Annotated in this window: 13 protein-coding genes; 7 read left to right on the top strand and 6 right to left on the bottom strand. The window is 48.6% G+C overall.

Annotation, left to right across the window (positions count from 1 at the left end; genetic code table 11):
* Entirely contained in the window at positions 1–612 is a 612-nt protein-coding gene (locus EXG77_RS15230; RefSeq protein WP_023466698.1) for a response regulator, read from the top strand.
* Here EXG77_RS15230 and EXG77_RS15225 read toward each other — a convergent pair.
* The 3 genes from EXG77_RS15225 to EXG77_RS15215 are packed head-to-tail and all read right to left on the bottom strand — an operon-like array spanning position 596 to position 3,778.
* A complete protein-coding gene (locus EXG77_RS15225) occupies positions 596–1,462 on the bottom strand; it encodes a glycosyltransferase (protein WP_035399294.1) in 867 nt (288 codons plus the stop codon). The two genes, EXG77_RS15230 and EXG77_RS15225, sit on opposite strands and share 17 nt — an antisense overlap.
* Positions 1,459–2,598: a glycosyltransferase family 4 protein gene (locus EXG77_RS15220; protein WP_035399292.1), complete on the bottom strand. Its 1,140-nt coding sequence runs from the start codon at positions 2,596–2,598 to the stop codon at positions 1,459–1,461. Before EXG77_RS15220 ends, EXG77_RS15225 begins: the two co-directional genes overlap by 4 nt.
* Position 2,599: 1 nt before the next feature.
* Positions 2,600–3,778, bottom strand: a complete 1,179-nt coding sequence (locus EXG77_RS15215; RefSeq protein ID WP_035399290.1) for a hypothetical protein — start codon at positions 3,776–3,778, stop codon at positions 2,600–2,602.
* 49 nt (positions 3,779–3,827) lie between these two features.
* On the opposite strand from EXG77_RS15215, the gene EXG77_RS15210 reads away from it, so the two are divergent.
* Positions 3,828–5,000 (top strand): glycosyltransferase, encoded by a 1,173-nt coding sequence (locus tag EXG77_RS15210; RefSeq protein WP_035399288.1) that lies wholly within the window; start codon positions 3,828–3,830, stop codon positions 4,998–5,000.
* Positions 5,001–5,048: 48 nt separating this feature from the next.
* Here EXG77_RS15210 and EXG77_RS15205 read toward each other — a convergent pair whose 3' ends face one another.
* Entirely contained in the window at positions 5,049–9,494 is a 4,446-nt protein-coding gene (locus EXG77_RS15205) for an MFS transporter (RefSeq protein ID WP_052017227.1), read from the bottom strand.
* A gap of 183 nt (positions 9,495–9,677) precedes the next feature.
* Between EXG77_RS15205 and EXG77_RS15200 the strand changes: the two genes are divergently transcribed.
* The gene (locus tag EXG77_RS15200; RefSeq protein WP_023466707.1) at positions 9,678–10,520 is read left to right on the top strand and encodes a neutral zinc metallopeptidase; all 843 of its coding nucleotides are present in this window, start codon (positions 9,678–9,680) and stop codon (positions 10,518–10,520) included.
* Between the two features lie 82 nt (positions 10,521–10,602).
* Positions 10,603–10,770, top strand: a complete 168-nt coding sequence (locus EXG77_RS16360) for a hypothetical protein (protein WP_023466709.1) — start codon at positions 10,603–10,605, stop codon at positions 10,768–10,770.
* Positions 10,771–10,831: 61 nt separating this feature from the next.
* Here the strand turns inward: EXG77_RS16360 and EXG77_RS15195 are convergent, their stop codons facing one another.
* Together EXG77_RS15195 and EXG77_RS15190 are read right to left on the bottom strand one after the other, a co-directional pair.
* Complete coding sequence (locus EXG77_RS15195) at positions 10,832–11,200, bottom strand: nuclear transport factor 2 family protein (protein WP_035399286.1); 369 nt, start codon at positions 11,198–11,200, stop codon at positions 10,832–10,834.
* Between the two features lie 22 nt (positions 11,201–11,222).
* The gene (locus EXG77_RS15190; RefSeq protein WP_035399284.1) at positions 11,223–11,705 is read right to left on the bottom strand and encodes an Rrf2 family transcriptional regulator; all 483 of its coding nucleotides are present in this window, start codon (positions 11,703–11,705) and stop codon (positions 11,223–11,225) included.
* A gap of 208 nt (positions 11,706–11,913) precedes the next feature.
* On the opposite strand from EXG77_RS15190, the gene cydD reads away from it, so the two are divergent.
* From cydD to EXG77_RS15175, 3 genes are all read left to right on the top strand, one after another.
* The gene (cydD, locus tag EXG77_RS15185; protein ID WP_035399282.1) at positions 11,914–13,644 is read left to right on the top strand and encodes a thiol reductant ABC exporter subunit CydD; all 1,731 of its coding nucleotides are present in this window, start codon (positions 11,914–11,916) and stop codon (positions 13,642–13,644) included.
* Positions 13,641–15,350, top strand: coding sequence for a thiol reductant ABC exporter subunit CydC (gene cydC, locus EXG77_RS15180; protein WP_035399280.1), 1,710 nt, complete (start codon positions 13,641–13,643; stop codon positions 15,348–15,350). The genes cydD and cydC overlap by 4 nt, the downstream gene beginning before the upstream one ends.
* A 125-nt stretch (positions 15,351–15,475) precedes the next feature.
* A complete protein-coding gene (locus EXG77_RS15175) occupies positions 15,476–16,114 on the top strand; it encodes a hypothetical protein (RefSeq protein ID WP_035399278.1) in 639 nt (212 codons plus the stop codon).
* The last annotated feature ends 37 nt before the right edge of the window (positions 16,115–16,151 follow it).

The following is a 16,151-nucleotide window of genomic DNA, read 5'->3' as shown; positions in this document are numbered from 1 at the left end:
ATGGCACTTTATCTATTAGTTGACTCACATGAACCGACACGACGGATTTTACGTCGTAAACTACTGGCAGCGGGACAAGACGTACAAGAAGCAGGATCAGGAGAAGAGGCATTGGAACAACTCAGCAATTCCGACGTTGATGTCTTACTGACGGAACTTCGACTTCCAGAAATGGATGGTGTCGAGCTGTTGCGTGCTGCTAAACAACAGGCGCCGTTAACGAAACAAATCGTCTTGACGGACTATATGCAAGTCCATACGTTGCTGGCAGCTGTGAACGCAGGAAACGTCAGTCGGATGATGACGAAACCGTTGAAAATTGACGATCGAGTTCTTAGTATCATGACGCGCATCGGAGATGAGGTCGTGGAAACGAAACAACGTAAAAGGAATCTGGGGCAACATTTTACCGATGTGTTAATCAATTCAAATCGTCCGTATTGTCTCTTTTACGAAGATGGATCAATCGTTAGTCAACGTGCCCTAACGATTGATCATCATGAACAGATTCTAGAAGACCAGAACGGTATTCATCGCTTCGAATTTCCGACACAGTTCGGAACGTACATCCTCTATCAATCGCTGACCGGCAGTCTTACGAAACCCGTTTGAAGAAGAGGGACTCTACACCAATGAAGCTAAGACGCAAGTACATGTAGATGACACCAGCGGTCAACAGCGGATGACGGCTGTATTTCCTTAAGTTAGCCTGATGATAGAGAACAGGACGGAAGAAATACCAACGTCGTAAGGCCTTCATGAAGCCACCCTGTTCTGCGTCGAGCGTCGCAGGCATGACATCAAAGTAATAGCGTTTCTTTCGAAGCAGGTCATTTAATTCGACCTGCTTTTCGTTGTGGTGTACGTAAGTGAACGTCGCACGGCGAATGATTCCGCCTTGTTCTAAATAACGGATCGTCGGCTGCGTCTCTTCGAAACTGATTTGCGTCGGATCAATCTCGCCCGAAGCGACGTACGCCTCGAGTCGCCAGAAGCGAGCGGCTTCCATCGTATGCGTGTCGAGTTGATCCGTCGGAATGTTGAATAGGTTACGCTCAAAGACCTTCACTTGACTGAAGTAATTGTCATAATCACTGTACGCGCGTTCGGGAATGACGAGTGCTCCGACCTCTACATGTGCCTCGAGATACAAGAGGCAGCTTTTCAATAACTGCTCTTCAAGTACCATATCGGAATCAATGATATAGAGGAATTCGACATCGTGTTGCTTTAAGCGATCAATCGCAGTCTTGCGGGCGATACCTCGTTCACCGTGCGGTAGCGCGAGCAATTCGAATCGCGTATCATTTGCGGTCAATTGACGCATCGTCGCGACGGTCGAATCGGTCGAACCATCATCCGCGATGACACAAAGGAAAGAAGCCTGTTGTGCCTGAAGGGAGCGGATCGTTTCCATGATGATTGCTTCATTTTCGTATGTGGACATAGCGATTCCAATCATGAAAAATCCTCCTTTAGTGCGATGGGTATTAATTCGCGTTGCAACCAGTTTCGAAACGCTTGACCTGTATGATCCCAGTGTAAGGTCTGAGCGAAACGATGACCGGCTGCTTGAATCATTTCGTATTCTTCCGAGTCACGTAAGCAGGCCCGCATCTCGGCAGCGAGTGCACCCGGCGTCTGACTTTTGGCCATGTAACCAGTCATGCCATACTGGACGGCGTCACGCAGTCCAGGGGCGTCATAGACGATCGTCGGTGTACCGACAGCTGCCGCTTCACTGACCGTCAGACCCCAACCTTCTCGTTTGGAAGGAAACAGGAGCGCCGTCGCGCGACTCATCCGTTCGAGCTTTTCTTCCTCACTGACGAATCCGAAATAGGTGATGGCGTCACGCATCTCTTCCGGGACGATTGGATGAAGGTGCTCGGTGATATACGCCTCGTCTTTTTTTCCAATGACCCAGAAACGAGCGTCAGGGTACTCCCGTTTGACGATGACGAAAGCTTGGAGTGCATCATTGATTCCTTTATAGGCAGACATCCGTCCAGCGTATAAAAAAGTCGGATGTACTTCTTTTGGCTTCCAGTCTTCTTCGTTCCATGGGGTAAAGGAGAGACCTTCCGGGAGAATCGTCACGTCGTCCTTGGAGAAGCCAACAGCAAGCAGGTCGTCTGCCGTGGATTGACTGACCGTCAACGCGCGACCGGTCCGGTACAGCTGCAGACGTGGTGTCTCCGTCCATTCACCGACGTATGAAAATGGAGGACGAACATTGATTTGCCAGATTTCACGTGTCAGTTGATGAATGAAGAGGGCACGTTTCGCTAATGGAACATACAAGGGTGTGAAAAAGTGATGCGTGTTCATCTGGTCGACGACTAAATCAATCGTCGCAGCATGCGACTGATAATAAGAAAAGGCGAGCGGAATGACAGAGAGTGCATTACCTCTCCGGATATAAGTGATTCCGTCTAAATACTCGACATCGTGTCCGCCTTCGAATGCGGGAGAAAAATGGGTAATCTCATAGTCGTCACTAACACGTCGGAGCATCTCGTGTGTGAACACTTCTGCGCCACCTGCTTTCGGGTGTTTGATATCGCGCCAAGATAAAAAAAGTAGATGGGGTTTCATGTTATGCCTCCTTCACGGGATCGGGGTGCCGAGGTAAGGTGAAACGTAAGATCAGGGCGCCAAGTAAAAAGACACCTGCTTGTGCGAGCAACCAAATCTCGACGGTCGAGTGAAACGTCGTCAAGACAAGGACGAACAGAATCAGAATCAGCCAATAGCCTTTCAAGTAACCAGTTCGATGTAGGGAAAACTGGACGAGTGCCTCGTATTGAATCAAAGTGATACCAACATAAACGAAAACCATATACTTGATGTAATGGGTTGCCATGTCGTAGCCGCTCCCGAATAAAATCGGAATCAGGTAAGGAACAATCGTCCAGTACACCAAAACTGCAAGAGCGAGTCCACCTAACAAGATGCGGTAAAAGCGACGCTCCCAAAGAAGAAAGGCTTCGTCCTGACTTTTTTGACTTAAGCGTGGCAACAACAATTGGGCGAGTGATAACGCAACGAACAACAGGAGTTGACCAAACCGTAAGGCAACGGAATAATCTCCGGCTAATTGCGGGAAGTAACGGGTGACGAGAAGACTATCGAGAGTGAAAAATAGTGTCATGACGACCTGTGTATGGATCATATGGACGAGTCCGTTCGTATGAATACGTCCGCTACTAACCGGGAACGTGACTTGTATCAGACTTAATAGATAGGACGCGATCATGCCAGCCAAAATGAACAACAATGCATAGCTGACATCCGTTTGTTGAATCAAAAGCCATGTGGCTAAAACTTTGACGACGGATTCGATGTAATAAGAAAGGTTCAGGGCATAGAAGCGTTCAGTCGCTTGTAAGACACCACGGCGAAAAGACAGAAGGATATGAAACACGATGATGAAATAAACAATTAGTAGGTTTATTTTGGTAAACGGCAGGAAATAAGGTAATGCATAAAGTAAAATAAGTAATAAGAATCCTGTAACCACCAGTATACGAAAACGGAGCTTTTGATAATCATTTGTCTTCTGTTGACTGTAGTCCCGGGTTACAGTCCATTGTAAAGCGCCACCGATGATGAGTAGAAGACCTAAGAAAGCTAGATAAGCATTTAGTAATCCGTAGACGGCACTAGAAAGCTCACGAGCTAATAGTAAATGATAGGCATAGTTCACGAGGTTTAACGCTACATCGAGAATCGGAAAAATCAACAGGACGGCATGTCGCTGAATGAAACTTGTCATGGAGCCACCTCCCATCAGTCAGAGCTGTTTTACGGAAAGGATGAAACTTATGAGTCAAGGACATATTGCTGTTTTTACCGATCACTCTCGGCATATTCCATACGAATCATTGATTTCCTATTATCCAGTTTTGTTTTATACACAACCTGGTAGATGTCCTGCCTCGTTCGAACAAATCGCCAGCACTGAAATTCAAGAAGCGGAAGAACACGAGATTCTGTTGTACGTCGTCGACTATAAAACGCGTGAAGAGGAGATTGCGATCGCCAATCAGATTCGAGCTGTACGTCCACGATCTAAAATCCTGTTGATTAAAGAAGCGATTCGTTTAAAGGGAGATTTCCCGTATCATACGGTTCAAGGAGACGGGATGCTTCGTCTGTTTTCTTATCGCCCAGCATATCCGAATGAATTGTTTGCTGAAATCCAGCATATCATCCATCCTGAATATCCCATTTTAAAGGATACTATAGCCTTTATATTGCCAATATTTAACGAAGAGAAACGTTTTAATTATGTAAAAGATTTTTTAGAGTCGCTTGCGACCTTCATCAGCGAAGACTACATCCACGCTTCGATCAATTTCTTTGATGATGCTTCATCAGATCGATCGAAAGCACTCTTACAGGAGTATCGCTCGATCGTCATGGAAGCGACCGATACGTTATTCACGGTCGGATATCTAGAAGTACACCAGGTCGAACGAAATACACGGAAGGCCGGTCTGTTCATCGAGGGAATGAAAAACGTCTCGAGTGATTATTATGTCTTCGTCGATGCGGATAACTCGTTTCGGATTGAGGACATCGCACGGCTGTTGACGATCGCCCAGGAAGGATATTATGACATCGTCGTCGGGACGAAGGATTTGACGATTGAAGATCGAGGAGCCGTCCGGCGTTTCATGAGCTTCGGAAAACGAAATCTGACACGGTTCTTCTTACCAAAAGGGGTGACCGATTCGCAGACCGGTCTGAAGATCATCAACCGACGGGTCGTCCATCGTCTGTTGCCTTATCTACACGTCGAGAGTGGTCTCGCAATTGATTTAGAGCTGATGTATGCAGCGAAAAAAGAACGCTTACGGGTCTACCAACAGCCCGTGACCTGCATCGAGCGCGAAGGATCGCATGTCAATCTCGTCAAGGATTCCGTCGCGTTCTTGAAGACGATGGTCAGCCTGTATCAGCGCCACCGGAAAGACGAAGTACCGGTCAAATGAAAAGGACAATGGGGATCCGAGGGGTCTCCATTGTCCTTTTTCGATACACTATTTCTGGTTTCGTTTCAGACGAGGAAGACGTTGCTTGAACACGGACGATAGGCGTTGTTGCACAGCCAGACCACGATTGCTTGTCATGAAATAAATCAACAAGATACTAAGTGGGAGCGCTAAGACGAGAATGGTCAGTCCAGCGTAATAAATCGGACGCAGCACGACGGTCACATGTGCCGTCTTATCGTTCGAACGATATAACTGACTGACGCCGTTTAATGCCGTGTCACCACGCATCGTTTCCTGATCTGTCTGGAGCTTAAATAACGGTGTTGGAGAATCATTGACCGTAAAGCGACCGAGTGGTGCATCACTTTTTATATCCCGTCCCATCTGTGAGGCATCGACATCAAGCGCACGGGCAGGTTCTGTTGCGAACAGCGTACCGCTTTGCTCGGAGAGAACGAGTTGATCGACTAGAATCAGTTGATCGTACGGTAACACTTCTAAATTCTTCAGACGCAATTGCCCAGCCTTTTTCTCATTTCCGCGCGTCCAGATATGCAGTTGCATCCGGGCGGTCTTCTTCGGTGGAATGACGATTTGTTCGTAATGGTTCCACTGCTTCTTTTTCTTTTCTTCGACTTCATTGATGAAATCCGTACCGATGACACGATCATCTTTATCTAGGTAATACACTTTGAGGTGTCGTTGACGGACGTTCTTGCTGACAGCGTCGAACTGAATCAAATATTCGTGATCCGGTTTTACCTTCATTTTTTGCGAGGCATATATATACCAATCGCACGAGCAGGTCGGCTCGTAATCAATCGTGTAGCCATCTTCAGTCTCACTCGCGTCGAACATATCATCCGTAATCGAGACACACGTCGCACAATTCGCTGCCGCTTCCGGTGCGGCGAGAGCTTTGTCGGTGACGATCTCGTTTGGATCGAACTTGTGTAGATCCTTCCAATCGACGAGTGACGGCACCTTGCTCGCATAGGATAGTTCTAGCTGATAGCGTCCATTCTCGAGTGGGATATCGGATAACTTCACATCGTATAACGCTTGGTAGACGTCACTCAACTCCGTCATCCGGTACGGGAACGCTAAATGTAGCGGATCGTACGTCACCGTCTGATTACCGATCTGCTGTTGATGTTTTTGACCATTTAGAATATCAGAACGAGACAAGGCGCGTTCGAAGACGACCTGTTTTCCGTCTCGAATTTTGACAGTGATCCGACCATCGTTTCCTGGTGGCGGAGTTAACATCAATTGGAGTTGATAGTCAGTCGCTTCGCGAATATCGATTGAACGCTGTAAACGTCCCCGTTGCGCAGCGATTCCTTTCCCAAAGCTTAGTCCAGGATAGTTTCGTTCCGACTGCAAGTGACCGGTGTAATCGAATCCGGTCTCTGCCTCGAGTACCATCAAGGTCTTCGTGAAGGCAAGTGTATCGTCGACGCGTTTTCGTAAAGCAGTCAGCTTTTCTTCCGGAATCAGAACGATATTTTGGATCGCATTAAAGCCTTCCGTGTTCGTCACACTGAGCGTCGCAGGACCGCTCGGCGTCGTAAACGAACCGAGCGGAACCCAAGCGAGTTTAGCACCGGATCGTTGTCGAGTTGGAATCGTGACGCCTCGTTTATTGAAGGTTAGATCCAGTTGTCCACCTTTTTGGTTCAGCAGCACACGGGCAAACCCAGCGTAACGACCGGCTGGCAAGTCTTTCGTCATCGTAAACGTGTTCGGAATCATATAATCCTCATAGCTGAATATTTTAATATCATGGACCCACCAATACGTTTTCCGTTCAGGACGCTGGAAGCTGAGTAGATCAATCCGCATCGTTTTTGCGTTTCGTGGTGTGACATATTCACCTTGCAAGTGAATCGCATCGACATCACCGGAATCACGCGGAGCGACGACATACGTTTGATTCAGCTCGCGATCCTTCTCATCAAAGAACCGGACCTTGACGTGGAGCCGGTCGACCCCACGACCGCTCGCTGTGATATCAAAGCGGTAGGCGTTATTCGGTCGTGCCGGCAGCTTACCGGATTTCGCGACTTGCCAGATGTATTTCGGGTCGCCTTCCGCGACTTCCGCATGAAGGACAGGCAGGTTATTATCTTTTGACATCGGATTCGGAGATAAGTCGACGATGTCTGGGTTATCGGCTTTGAAGAATGTCTCATCCTCAAGCATCGAATTAAAGGAGGCGACCTGTTTTGCCTTTAATCCGTCCAATTTGTAGACCGGCGCGTCAATCCGGGCGGAAGCAAACGAGAGACCGATCCCGTCTCCAAAATCGAGGTCAAACGACGGATTCGTCATCCCTTGCGTCCGTAAATACCAGCGCCAATCATTGTTGGCGAGAAACGTCTTACCCCAGTTCAGGAAGGCATTGGCTGAATCAATCGCATCGAACGGTTTCCAGTAGTATTCGTCCGGCACTTGGCTGAGAACAAGGTCGTTTTCCTCGATCATCTCGACGATATCACCCTTTTTCATCCAGGAGAGGCTATCCTGATGTGCCTGTGTCGCATACAAAATCGATTGACGACCAAGATTATAGCCAGCCAGTGTCGGATAACTGATTGACCGTTCGAGTCCATAAGGGGTCAAAATCAATTGTGGTACGGTTCGGGTATCAAGCGGTGCAATCAAGTCGAACAAGGTGAACAAGCCGACTTGTTTCGTTTGTACGAGATCACGTTGTTCCTGTAGAACCTTTAGATTGAAGTCTTGTCGGTCCTTCATCCCCGTGTACTCATCCCGATAAGCGAATTGTTTCAGTCCGAATGCTTTCGCAATCTGTCCGGCTTGTTCCGAGCGACCGGTGTCGAGTAGATATTGCATGAACGTCATCATGTAACCAATCGTCGGTGACGCTCCTTCGTGATGGAAGACGGTATCGTGTGCCGACGTATAGACTTGCACGTCACCCGTTGCCTTGATCTCGCCACCTTTTCGTGGATTTTGATTCCAGCGTGGCGTCGCGATGCCGGTACTCGGTTGCGTCATCTCGTCCGCAATCGGGAATTGCAACCACTTCCCATCGACCTCTTCTTGGATAGCCGTGTACTCCTTAGGCATCTTGACCGGATGATAAAAACCTTCCATATAGACAGTCCGGTAAGGGAGGAAAAAACAGGCGACGACGATCAGTGTTCCGACGATCGAGACGCCCCGGTACAACTTCAGTGGAATCGTCCGGGACGCACGGATAAAGACGGCATTTAATCCGACGGCGAGCAACAAGCTGTAACTGACCATCAAGAGACCAACTAGCTTATTCGGATCGCGGAACATCGCACCAATCAACGGTGTCTTCGTCACGAACAGGACGAACGCATCGGCAACTTGTTCATGGGTACCGGTCGCAAAGACGATCAGCGGAATCGCAAGCAGACTAAAGAACAGATGGATCGGTTGCCGATACGCGACGACGGCTCCTAGCAAGATGAGTAAAAGTGTAATCGCGCCAGCAATCCAAAACGTCAGCGGTAACGTCGTCAAATCAAACATCGGCCACCAGTAGCTCGTTAAAAATAAAACGTTCGTCCAGCTCGAGTGTCGGCTGAACAACATCAACGTATCAGAGACATTGATATTGTGTTGTGAAGCTTGTGATCCAGTCAGGATCGAGCCGACGTACATCAAGAACCAATATCCATTGAATAGTAGAAAAACGAGACCAAACGCACAAGTCGCCCGAACATAAAACCACAGTAACGACGACCAAATCCGTTCTTTGCGACGCGTCCAACTTGTCTTTAGGAAAATGAGTCCGACCATGATTCCCATATAGATCAGCGAGAAAAAGAAATAATGGATCCCCGCCGCCATGAAGGCAAAGACGATCGATAGTCCGGTGATATCAATCCATGTCCGTCGACTCAATCGATCAGACAAACGGAAACCAGGATCGAGCTGTTCGCGAAACTTCGGGTCGAAGATGTTGAAGAACAACATCAAAGCGTAAGGGAAGACGGAATAGCCACATAATAAATAGATATGTTGAATCCGCGTAATCACCCACGGGTTCAAGGCATAAAACAACGCGGCAATCGCAAAGGCAATCAGTGAGAGATAAGAAAAGTGCTTCGAGACATAAACCGAGTGGAGCCGTTTCGTAAAAGCGAACATCGATAAAGCAGAGATCGTCAACAGTCCGATGATGAATGACTTGATCAAGACGGGACCGGATGAGCCAAACAATAGACTGAGTACATAAAACGGTAGGATGTAGAGCAATCGTGCGACATTCAGAAGCGTCGTCGTGCTCCAGCGGTTGTTCCAAGCCCCATAAATTTCTTCTAAGTAGCGATGGGAGGACAGTCCGAAGGATAGATCGCTAAACGTCACCATACCGGAACGAAACAACGGAAAGCTATAAATTAGGATGAATACAAACATACCAGATAGGACAAGGATGTCCTTACGGTACGTATGCATGAAGTTCTTGAGGTGTTGACGGAACGAGTGCATCGGACAACTCCTTTCTGCGAAAATCCGTGCTGACACTCTTCTCTACAGGAGGGCGATATTCCTAGAAATGGATGTACTTATTTTAGCAATGAATACGAGAAGGAACGTCCATCCTAAGACGGAGCGTTACGGACGAATGCTTTCGGGTAAAGACCTACAACGAAACGAGTAGGAGGAAAGCGCATGAAATGGAAGGGAAGAGAACGGAGTTCAAACGTTGAGGATCGGCGAGGAATGGGTGGGAAAGGAATCGCCGGCATCGGTGGTGGTGTCGGAATCATCCTGCTGATCGTCATCACCTTGATGGGCGGTAATCCAGCTGAGTTACTCGGAGACTTAACCGGTGAGGATCAGCAAAATACGACGTACGAAGAAACAGCACAGGAAAAAGAAGCAGCGGACTTCGTCTCCGTCGTTTTAGCGGATACGGAACGGGTCTGGACGAAGGAATTCAAAGAAGATGGTAAGACCTATAAAGAACCGAAGCTCGTCTTATATACGGATCAAGTCAGTTCGGCTTGCGGACAAGCAGGGAAGTCCGTCGGTCCCTTTTATTGTCCCGGTGATCAGAAATTATACATCGATTTAAGCTTTTATGACGAACTACAGACGAAGTACGGGGCACCGGGCGATTTTGCGATGGCTTATGTCATTGCGCACGAGGTCGGACACCACGTCCAGACGTTACTCGGAAAGTCGGATGAGATCATGCCCCTTCGAGAGCAAATGAGTGAGGAGAAGTTCAACAAGTACCTCGTTCGATTCGAACTACAGGCCGATTATTATGCCGGCGTCTGGGCGCATCATGCGCAAGGCGAAAACTTGCTCGAAGAAGGCGATCTTGAAGAAGCGTTGACGGCAGCGAATGCTGTCGGGGATGATACGTTACAAGAGAAGGGACAAGGATATGTCGTACCGGAGAGTTTCACCCACGGCACATCGGCGCAACGAGAACGTTGGTTCCAAAAAGGCTTTGATAACGGCACGATCGAAGGCGGAGATACATTCAAAGCGAAGAATCTATAAAACGAAGCAACGACAGTCCTTTGAAACATCTTCCAGTCATTTCTGTAAAGAAGAGGGAAGGATTCAAAGGGGAGTGTCGAAGTTGAAGCACATCAGTCTATTTCTATTGCTCTATACGGCTGTCGTCGGATTGACGTACATCGTGTCACGATTTGCGCCAGACTTGTTGGTCTACATGGTCTATTTCGCCATTGCATCATTACTTGTCATCACAGGCTATTTGTTGAAACGACTCGTAATGAAACGCTAAATACCAAAAAACCTGTGTTCTGCTTGCGCGGAACACAGGTTTTCGTTATTTAAAAGCCATCTTATGAACGGAACATCGTCGGATCATCTGGAACGTTCTCCAGGTAAGCGATCCGTCCGTTTTCATCGAGACGTGCGATATCTTTTCCGTCTTGCGTGAAGACACTACCGTCTGCCCGTTTTCCGCAAACTGCCCAGCGTGTTTCATACGTTCCGGGTGTTGTTTCTTCCCAGCCTGCATACATATGCTTAATATCCTGATTCGCCGTGAACACATGACAGACGAACTGTTTCCAGGCGTCGATGCCGTGCTTTGGTTGTCCGTTCAGGACGAACGTGATGTCTGTCGTGAATAAGGAAACGAGATCCTCAAAAGCTTGTTCATCTGTGCGTGACGCGTCGAATAAGTCGAAATAACGATTCAATACCATAGTAAAAACCTCTTTCTGTTCATTAAAGTGTCATCATCCGGTCTGTGATTAACGCATGCAACCGTTCTAAATGCTCCGGTGGACAGGAGGCGTCGATTGCTTGACGGATCGAGCCAATCGATTCGCGCTTCAACGTCGATTGCCACGCCTCTTCCGCCTCTGTCATCAGATTCGAGAGTAGACCGATTTCCTGTTCCTGAATTCCCATCAAATCCTCAAAGACACCGCTTGACGCATACAACGTCTGCTTGCCCTCGATCGCTTGATAAATGTCAAAGATTTGAATTTCGTCTGCCGGACGTCGTAAGCGAAAGCCGCCTTTGACACCCGGTACGGAATACAACAGATTCGCCTGGACGAGTTTTCGTAAGAGCTTTTGGAAATAAGTCGGCGAGGCACCAAGTTGCTGGCTGATGAATTCACCGGGCAACACAGCGCGATCCGGAAGGAAGGTCAAAAGCAACATCGCGTAGACGGATTGCTCGACCCCGGTTTTCATTTGCATAAGAAGTCCCCTTTCGTTAAACGTGGATAATGTATATCCATAATAGTTTCATTCGAAAGAATTGTCGAGTTTTATGCTCTCACAAAACCGTCACACCTTTTCGACAGCATCTGCATGGCATCCCCGTTCCGGATTCGGTATACTAAATGTACGATATGTGAAAATATTCACTAAAAGTCGTTCACACTTTGTGAAAGGACGTTTGTATATGAATCCATTAAAAGGAATCGTCCAGATTCCACGCAGTATTCTCATTCAATTCATTATTGCAGCTTTCCTAATGGGGGTTGCGGTCGTCGGTCAATCGTACGGCATCGTGTTGACGGTCGATCGGATTTTCTTGAAGGAACAACCGTTTGAAGCCGTCATTCCGTTACTACTCGTCGTCCTCGGGATGCTGTTGCTCCGGGTCATCGTGACGTATTGGAACGGTCGTCTCGGTACGACGTTATCGGCACACATGAAGCAGGCGCTTCGGGAAGCACTCGTCGCGAAATACACAGGTCGTTCGGTCGAGATGATGCTACAAGGGCAAGCGGGACAGAAGGTCAGTGTCTTGCTCGACGCTGTAGACGAGATGGACAGCTACTACAGTCAGTACTTGCCGAAAGTCGTCCAGACGACGATCGTTCCCTTGATGGTCTTGATCGCGGCATTCAGCTATGACTGGATCACTGGTCTCGTCATGATGATCACGGCACCGTTCATTCCGTTGTTCTACATCATCATCGGCATCATGACGCAAAAGCGGGCGGATGCTCAACTCGAGAAGATGACGGCATTCTCGGGAACGTTCCTTGATACGTTGCAAGGACTGACGACCTTGAAGTTATTTGGTCGTGCGAAACGACAACGTGACGTCATCGAAAAAAGTAGTCTTGATTTCCGGGATGCGACGTTAACGGTCTTGAAGCTCGCCTTCTTGTCGTCGTTGATGCTTGAGTTCATCTCGATGCTCAGCATGGGAATGATCGCACTTGAAGTCAGTCTGCGCTTGATTTTGTTCCAAAGCATTACCTTCATCCCGGCGTTCTTGATGCTCGTGTTGGCACCAGAATACTATCTTGCCTTAAAAGAGATGGGAGCTGCCTTCCATACGGGACGCGGTAGTGTCGCGGCAGCGAAACAGATCGCAGTCGAACTAACAGCAGACGATCGTCCTGTTGCCTTCGGTCAATCAGAACTTGCGATGAACCGTCCACCACGAATCGTCTTGGATGAAGTTGATTTTACGTATCAAGAAGGACGCTTTGCCTTACAAGACGTGACACTTGCGATTGAACCGTATCAAAAGGTGGCGTTGATCGGTCGCAGTGGTGCCGGTAAGTCGACTGTCTTACAGTTGATTGCCGGACTCGCGGATCCAAAAGAAGGACGGATTCTGCTCGACGGGATTAATCGCAGTCAGGTGGAGGAAGCGAGCTGGTTCCGTCAGTTGAGCTACATCTCGCAGCATCCGTATCTGTATGCCGGAACGCTGGCAGAAAACATCGCGATCGGTGAACTCCGTCAAGCGACGCCGGAAGAGATTTTTGAGGCGGCGCAGGCAGCAGGGCTCGAGGAGCTGATTGCGACGTTACCTAAAGGGATCGACACGGTAATCGGAGAAGGTGGACGTGGTCTATCAGGTGGCGAGAAACAGCGCGTTGCGTTGGCACGCGCGTTCTTGAAACGACCGAACGTCATCGTCTTTGATGAACCGACGACAGGACTCGACGTCAAAACGGAGCGATTGCTTCAACAAGCGATCGAACAGCTTGGACAAGCAGCGACAGTCATTACTGTCGCACACCGCCTGCATACGATCGAGCGCTCAGATCAAATCGTCGTCCTCGATGGCGGACGAATCGTCGATCGTGGCACTCACGATGAACTGCTTGGACGTGATTCGGAATATGCTCGGATGCGCAGCGTCCAGAGAGGGGAGGAAACACGATGAAGGAACTACTAGGAGTCTTTCGGTTGATGGTGCATCAAAAACGCGATATCGCCTGGTCAATCTTCTTCGGTGTCCTCACCGGAGTGACAGCGGTCGGTTTATTCGCAGCAAGTGGTTACCTGATTTCAAAGGCAGCCTTGTTGCCACCGATCCAGACGCTTGCCGTCCTGATTGCGCTACAAAAAATCTCGAGTCTGACACGTGCCGCCAGTCGATATGCGGAACGTTATTATTCGCACCGGGCGACGTTTACGATCCTCAGTGATATCCGGACGTCGTTCTACCGGAGACTCGAGCCGCTCGCGCCAGGAATTTTCGGCAAATACCGGAGTGGGGATTTACTTGCCCGGATCGTCGGGGACGTCGAGAGTCTGCAAAATACGTTTTTACGTGTCCTCTATCCACCGATCGTCTTGTTGCTGGTCTTCTTCTGTACGATCTTTTTCGTCAGTTTCTTCTCGTGGACGATTGCCGGGATTCTATTACTTGGTTTGATTCTGACCGGTTTCTTGATTCCGGGTTGGTTCGCGTACCGCGAACAACGTTTCGCACGTTCGGTTCGTGTCCGCCGTGGTGATCTGTCAACAGAAGTGACAGAGTTGTTCCAAGGCTATCGTGACTTAAAGATTTACCAGCAACTTGATCAAAAAGAACAGGACCTGAATGCCGTCGCGAAACGATATGTCGAAGAAGAAAAACGGAATGGATTACATGCCGTCTCGAACCTGGCTTTGAATACGATGGTGACGCTGATCATCTCTTGGCTCGTTCTTGGTGTCGGTGCCTATCTCGTCGCGAGTGGACAACTAGAAGGTGTCTTCCTTGCCTTACTCGTCATGACATCACTGACGGTCTTCGAGAATGCGGCACCGATGGCGATTTTACCAGGCTTCTTTGAAGATAGCCGCCATGCTGCGAAACGACTCGATGAAGTCGTGACCGAGCAAGAAGAGCCAACTTATGACACGTTTGTTCTCGATCAGGCACCATCCTTTGAAACGAATGCGTTGACGTTCACTTTCCCTGATGCACCGCGTCCGGTCTTACGTGACGTCACCGTCTCGATTCCTGCCGGCAAGAAAACGGCGATCGTCGGGGCGAGTGGTTCCGGGAAATCCACGTTACTTCAATTGATGTTACGGATGTATCCGACAGACGGATTAACGATTGCTGGTCAAGAGAGTCAGACGGTTGATCCGGAAGGACTGTGGCAACACGCAAATGTCGTCCTGCAACAGAATCATTACTTTTATGGAACGCTTCGCGATAATCTATTGCTCGCGAACGAAGCAGCGACGGACGAGGCGATGCGTCAAGCGCTCGATGATGTCGGATTAACGACGTTCGAATTAAACGATCGTGTATTTGAAAAAGGCGAGAACTTGTCTGGAGGAGAAAAACAACGCTTAGCAATTGCGCGTGTGCTTTTGCGGGAAGCGTCGCTTTACTTGCTTGACGAACCAACGTCTTCCGTCGATGCTTTGACGGAACAGATGATTCTCGATCGACTGTTCGCACGGGCAGCGGACGCGACACTTGTCCTTGTTAGCCACCGGTTAGCAGGTCTTGAAGCGATGGATCAAATCATCGTCATGGATCAAGGTCAAGTCATCGAAGTCGGAACGTATGCCGAATTGATGACGCGACAAGGGGCGTTCTATGAATTAAAACAAGTCGAACAGTCCGTTTTTGCTCCGATTGGATAAAGATATAGGATTGGCGGAGACCAAATGTGGTGCATCGCCTTTTTTAGTTTATAAGCGAGAGCCGAAAAAGACATGACAGTCTACTTTTGAAATGGTAAAGTCTAGAAAAAACGTGGAGGGATTTCATGCATATCGAACAATCATCCATCGTCGTCGATCAGACGACCGTTTCATATGATCATTTTCAAATGGGGTCCAAACAGGTCTGCTTCTTGATCTCGGGAGCATCGTACCTATACGACCATCCTTACTTTTACTACAGCCGGATGGCGCTACTAGCTCGAGGCATCGATGTCATCTGTATTCACTATGTGACAGAAGAGCTATTTTCGATGTCAGACGCTGAATCGAATGCTTGCATGACACGCCGGGTCGACGCTGTCGTCTCAGAAGTGCTGGCGACGCATACATACGAAAACGTCCAGTTTATTGCGAAGTCACTAGGAACGATTCCTTTAGCGGCATTACTTGCAAAGCCGAATCTACAGACAGCACGCTTTGTCTTCTTAACACCCGTCCTGACTGAAGTGGCCGAACAAATCGCCACCTCGTCGCAAGCTGGACTCCTCGTCATCGGGACAGCCGATAAGTTTTATGATGAAGTGGCACTTGAAACGTGTCGCACCTCGCAACTGACGATTGATGTCATGGAAGGAGCCAATCATTCCTTGGATCAAGGATTCGAGGTCGATCAATCGCTTGCGGTTCTCGGACATGTCGTTCGTCAAATTGAAGCGAGTTTGTTCGAACCACTACCTAAGTAACAAAAAATCCGTACAGCAGATGCTCTGCTGTACGGAT

It is taken from the genome of Exiguobacterium sp. OS-77 (assembly GCF_000414195.2).
Classification (GTDB): domain Bacteria; phylum Bacillota; class Bacilli; order Exiguobacteriales; family Exiguobacteriaceae; genus Exiguobacterium_A; species Exiguobacterium_A indicum.
Note: the sequence above shows the minus strand (reverse complement) of the source record. Positions and strands in the feature narration are given on the sequence as shown.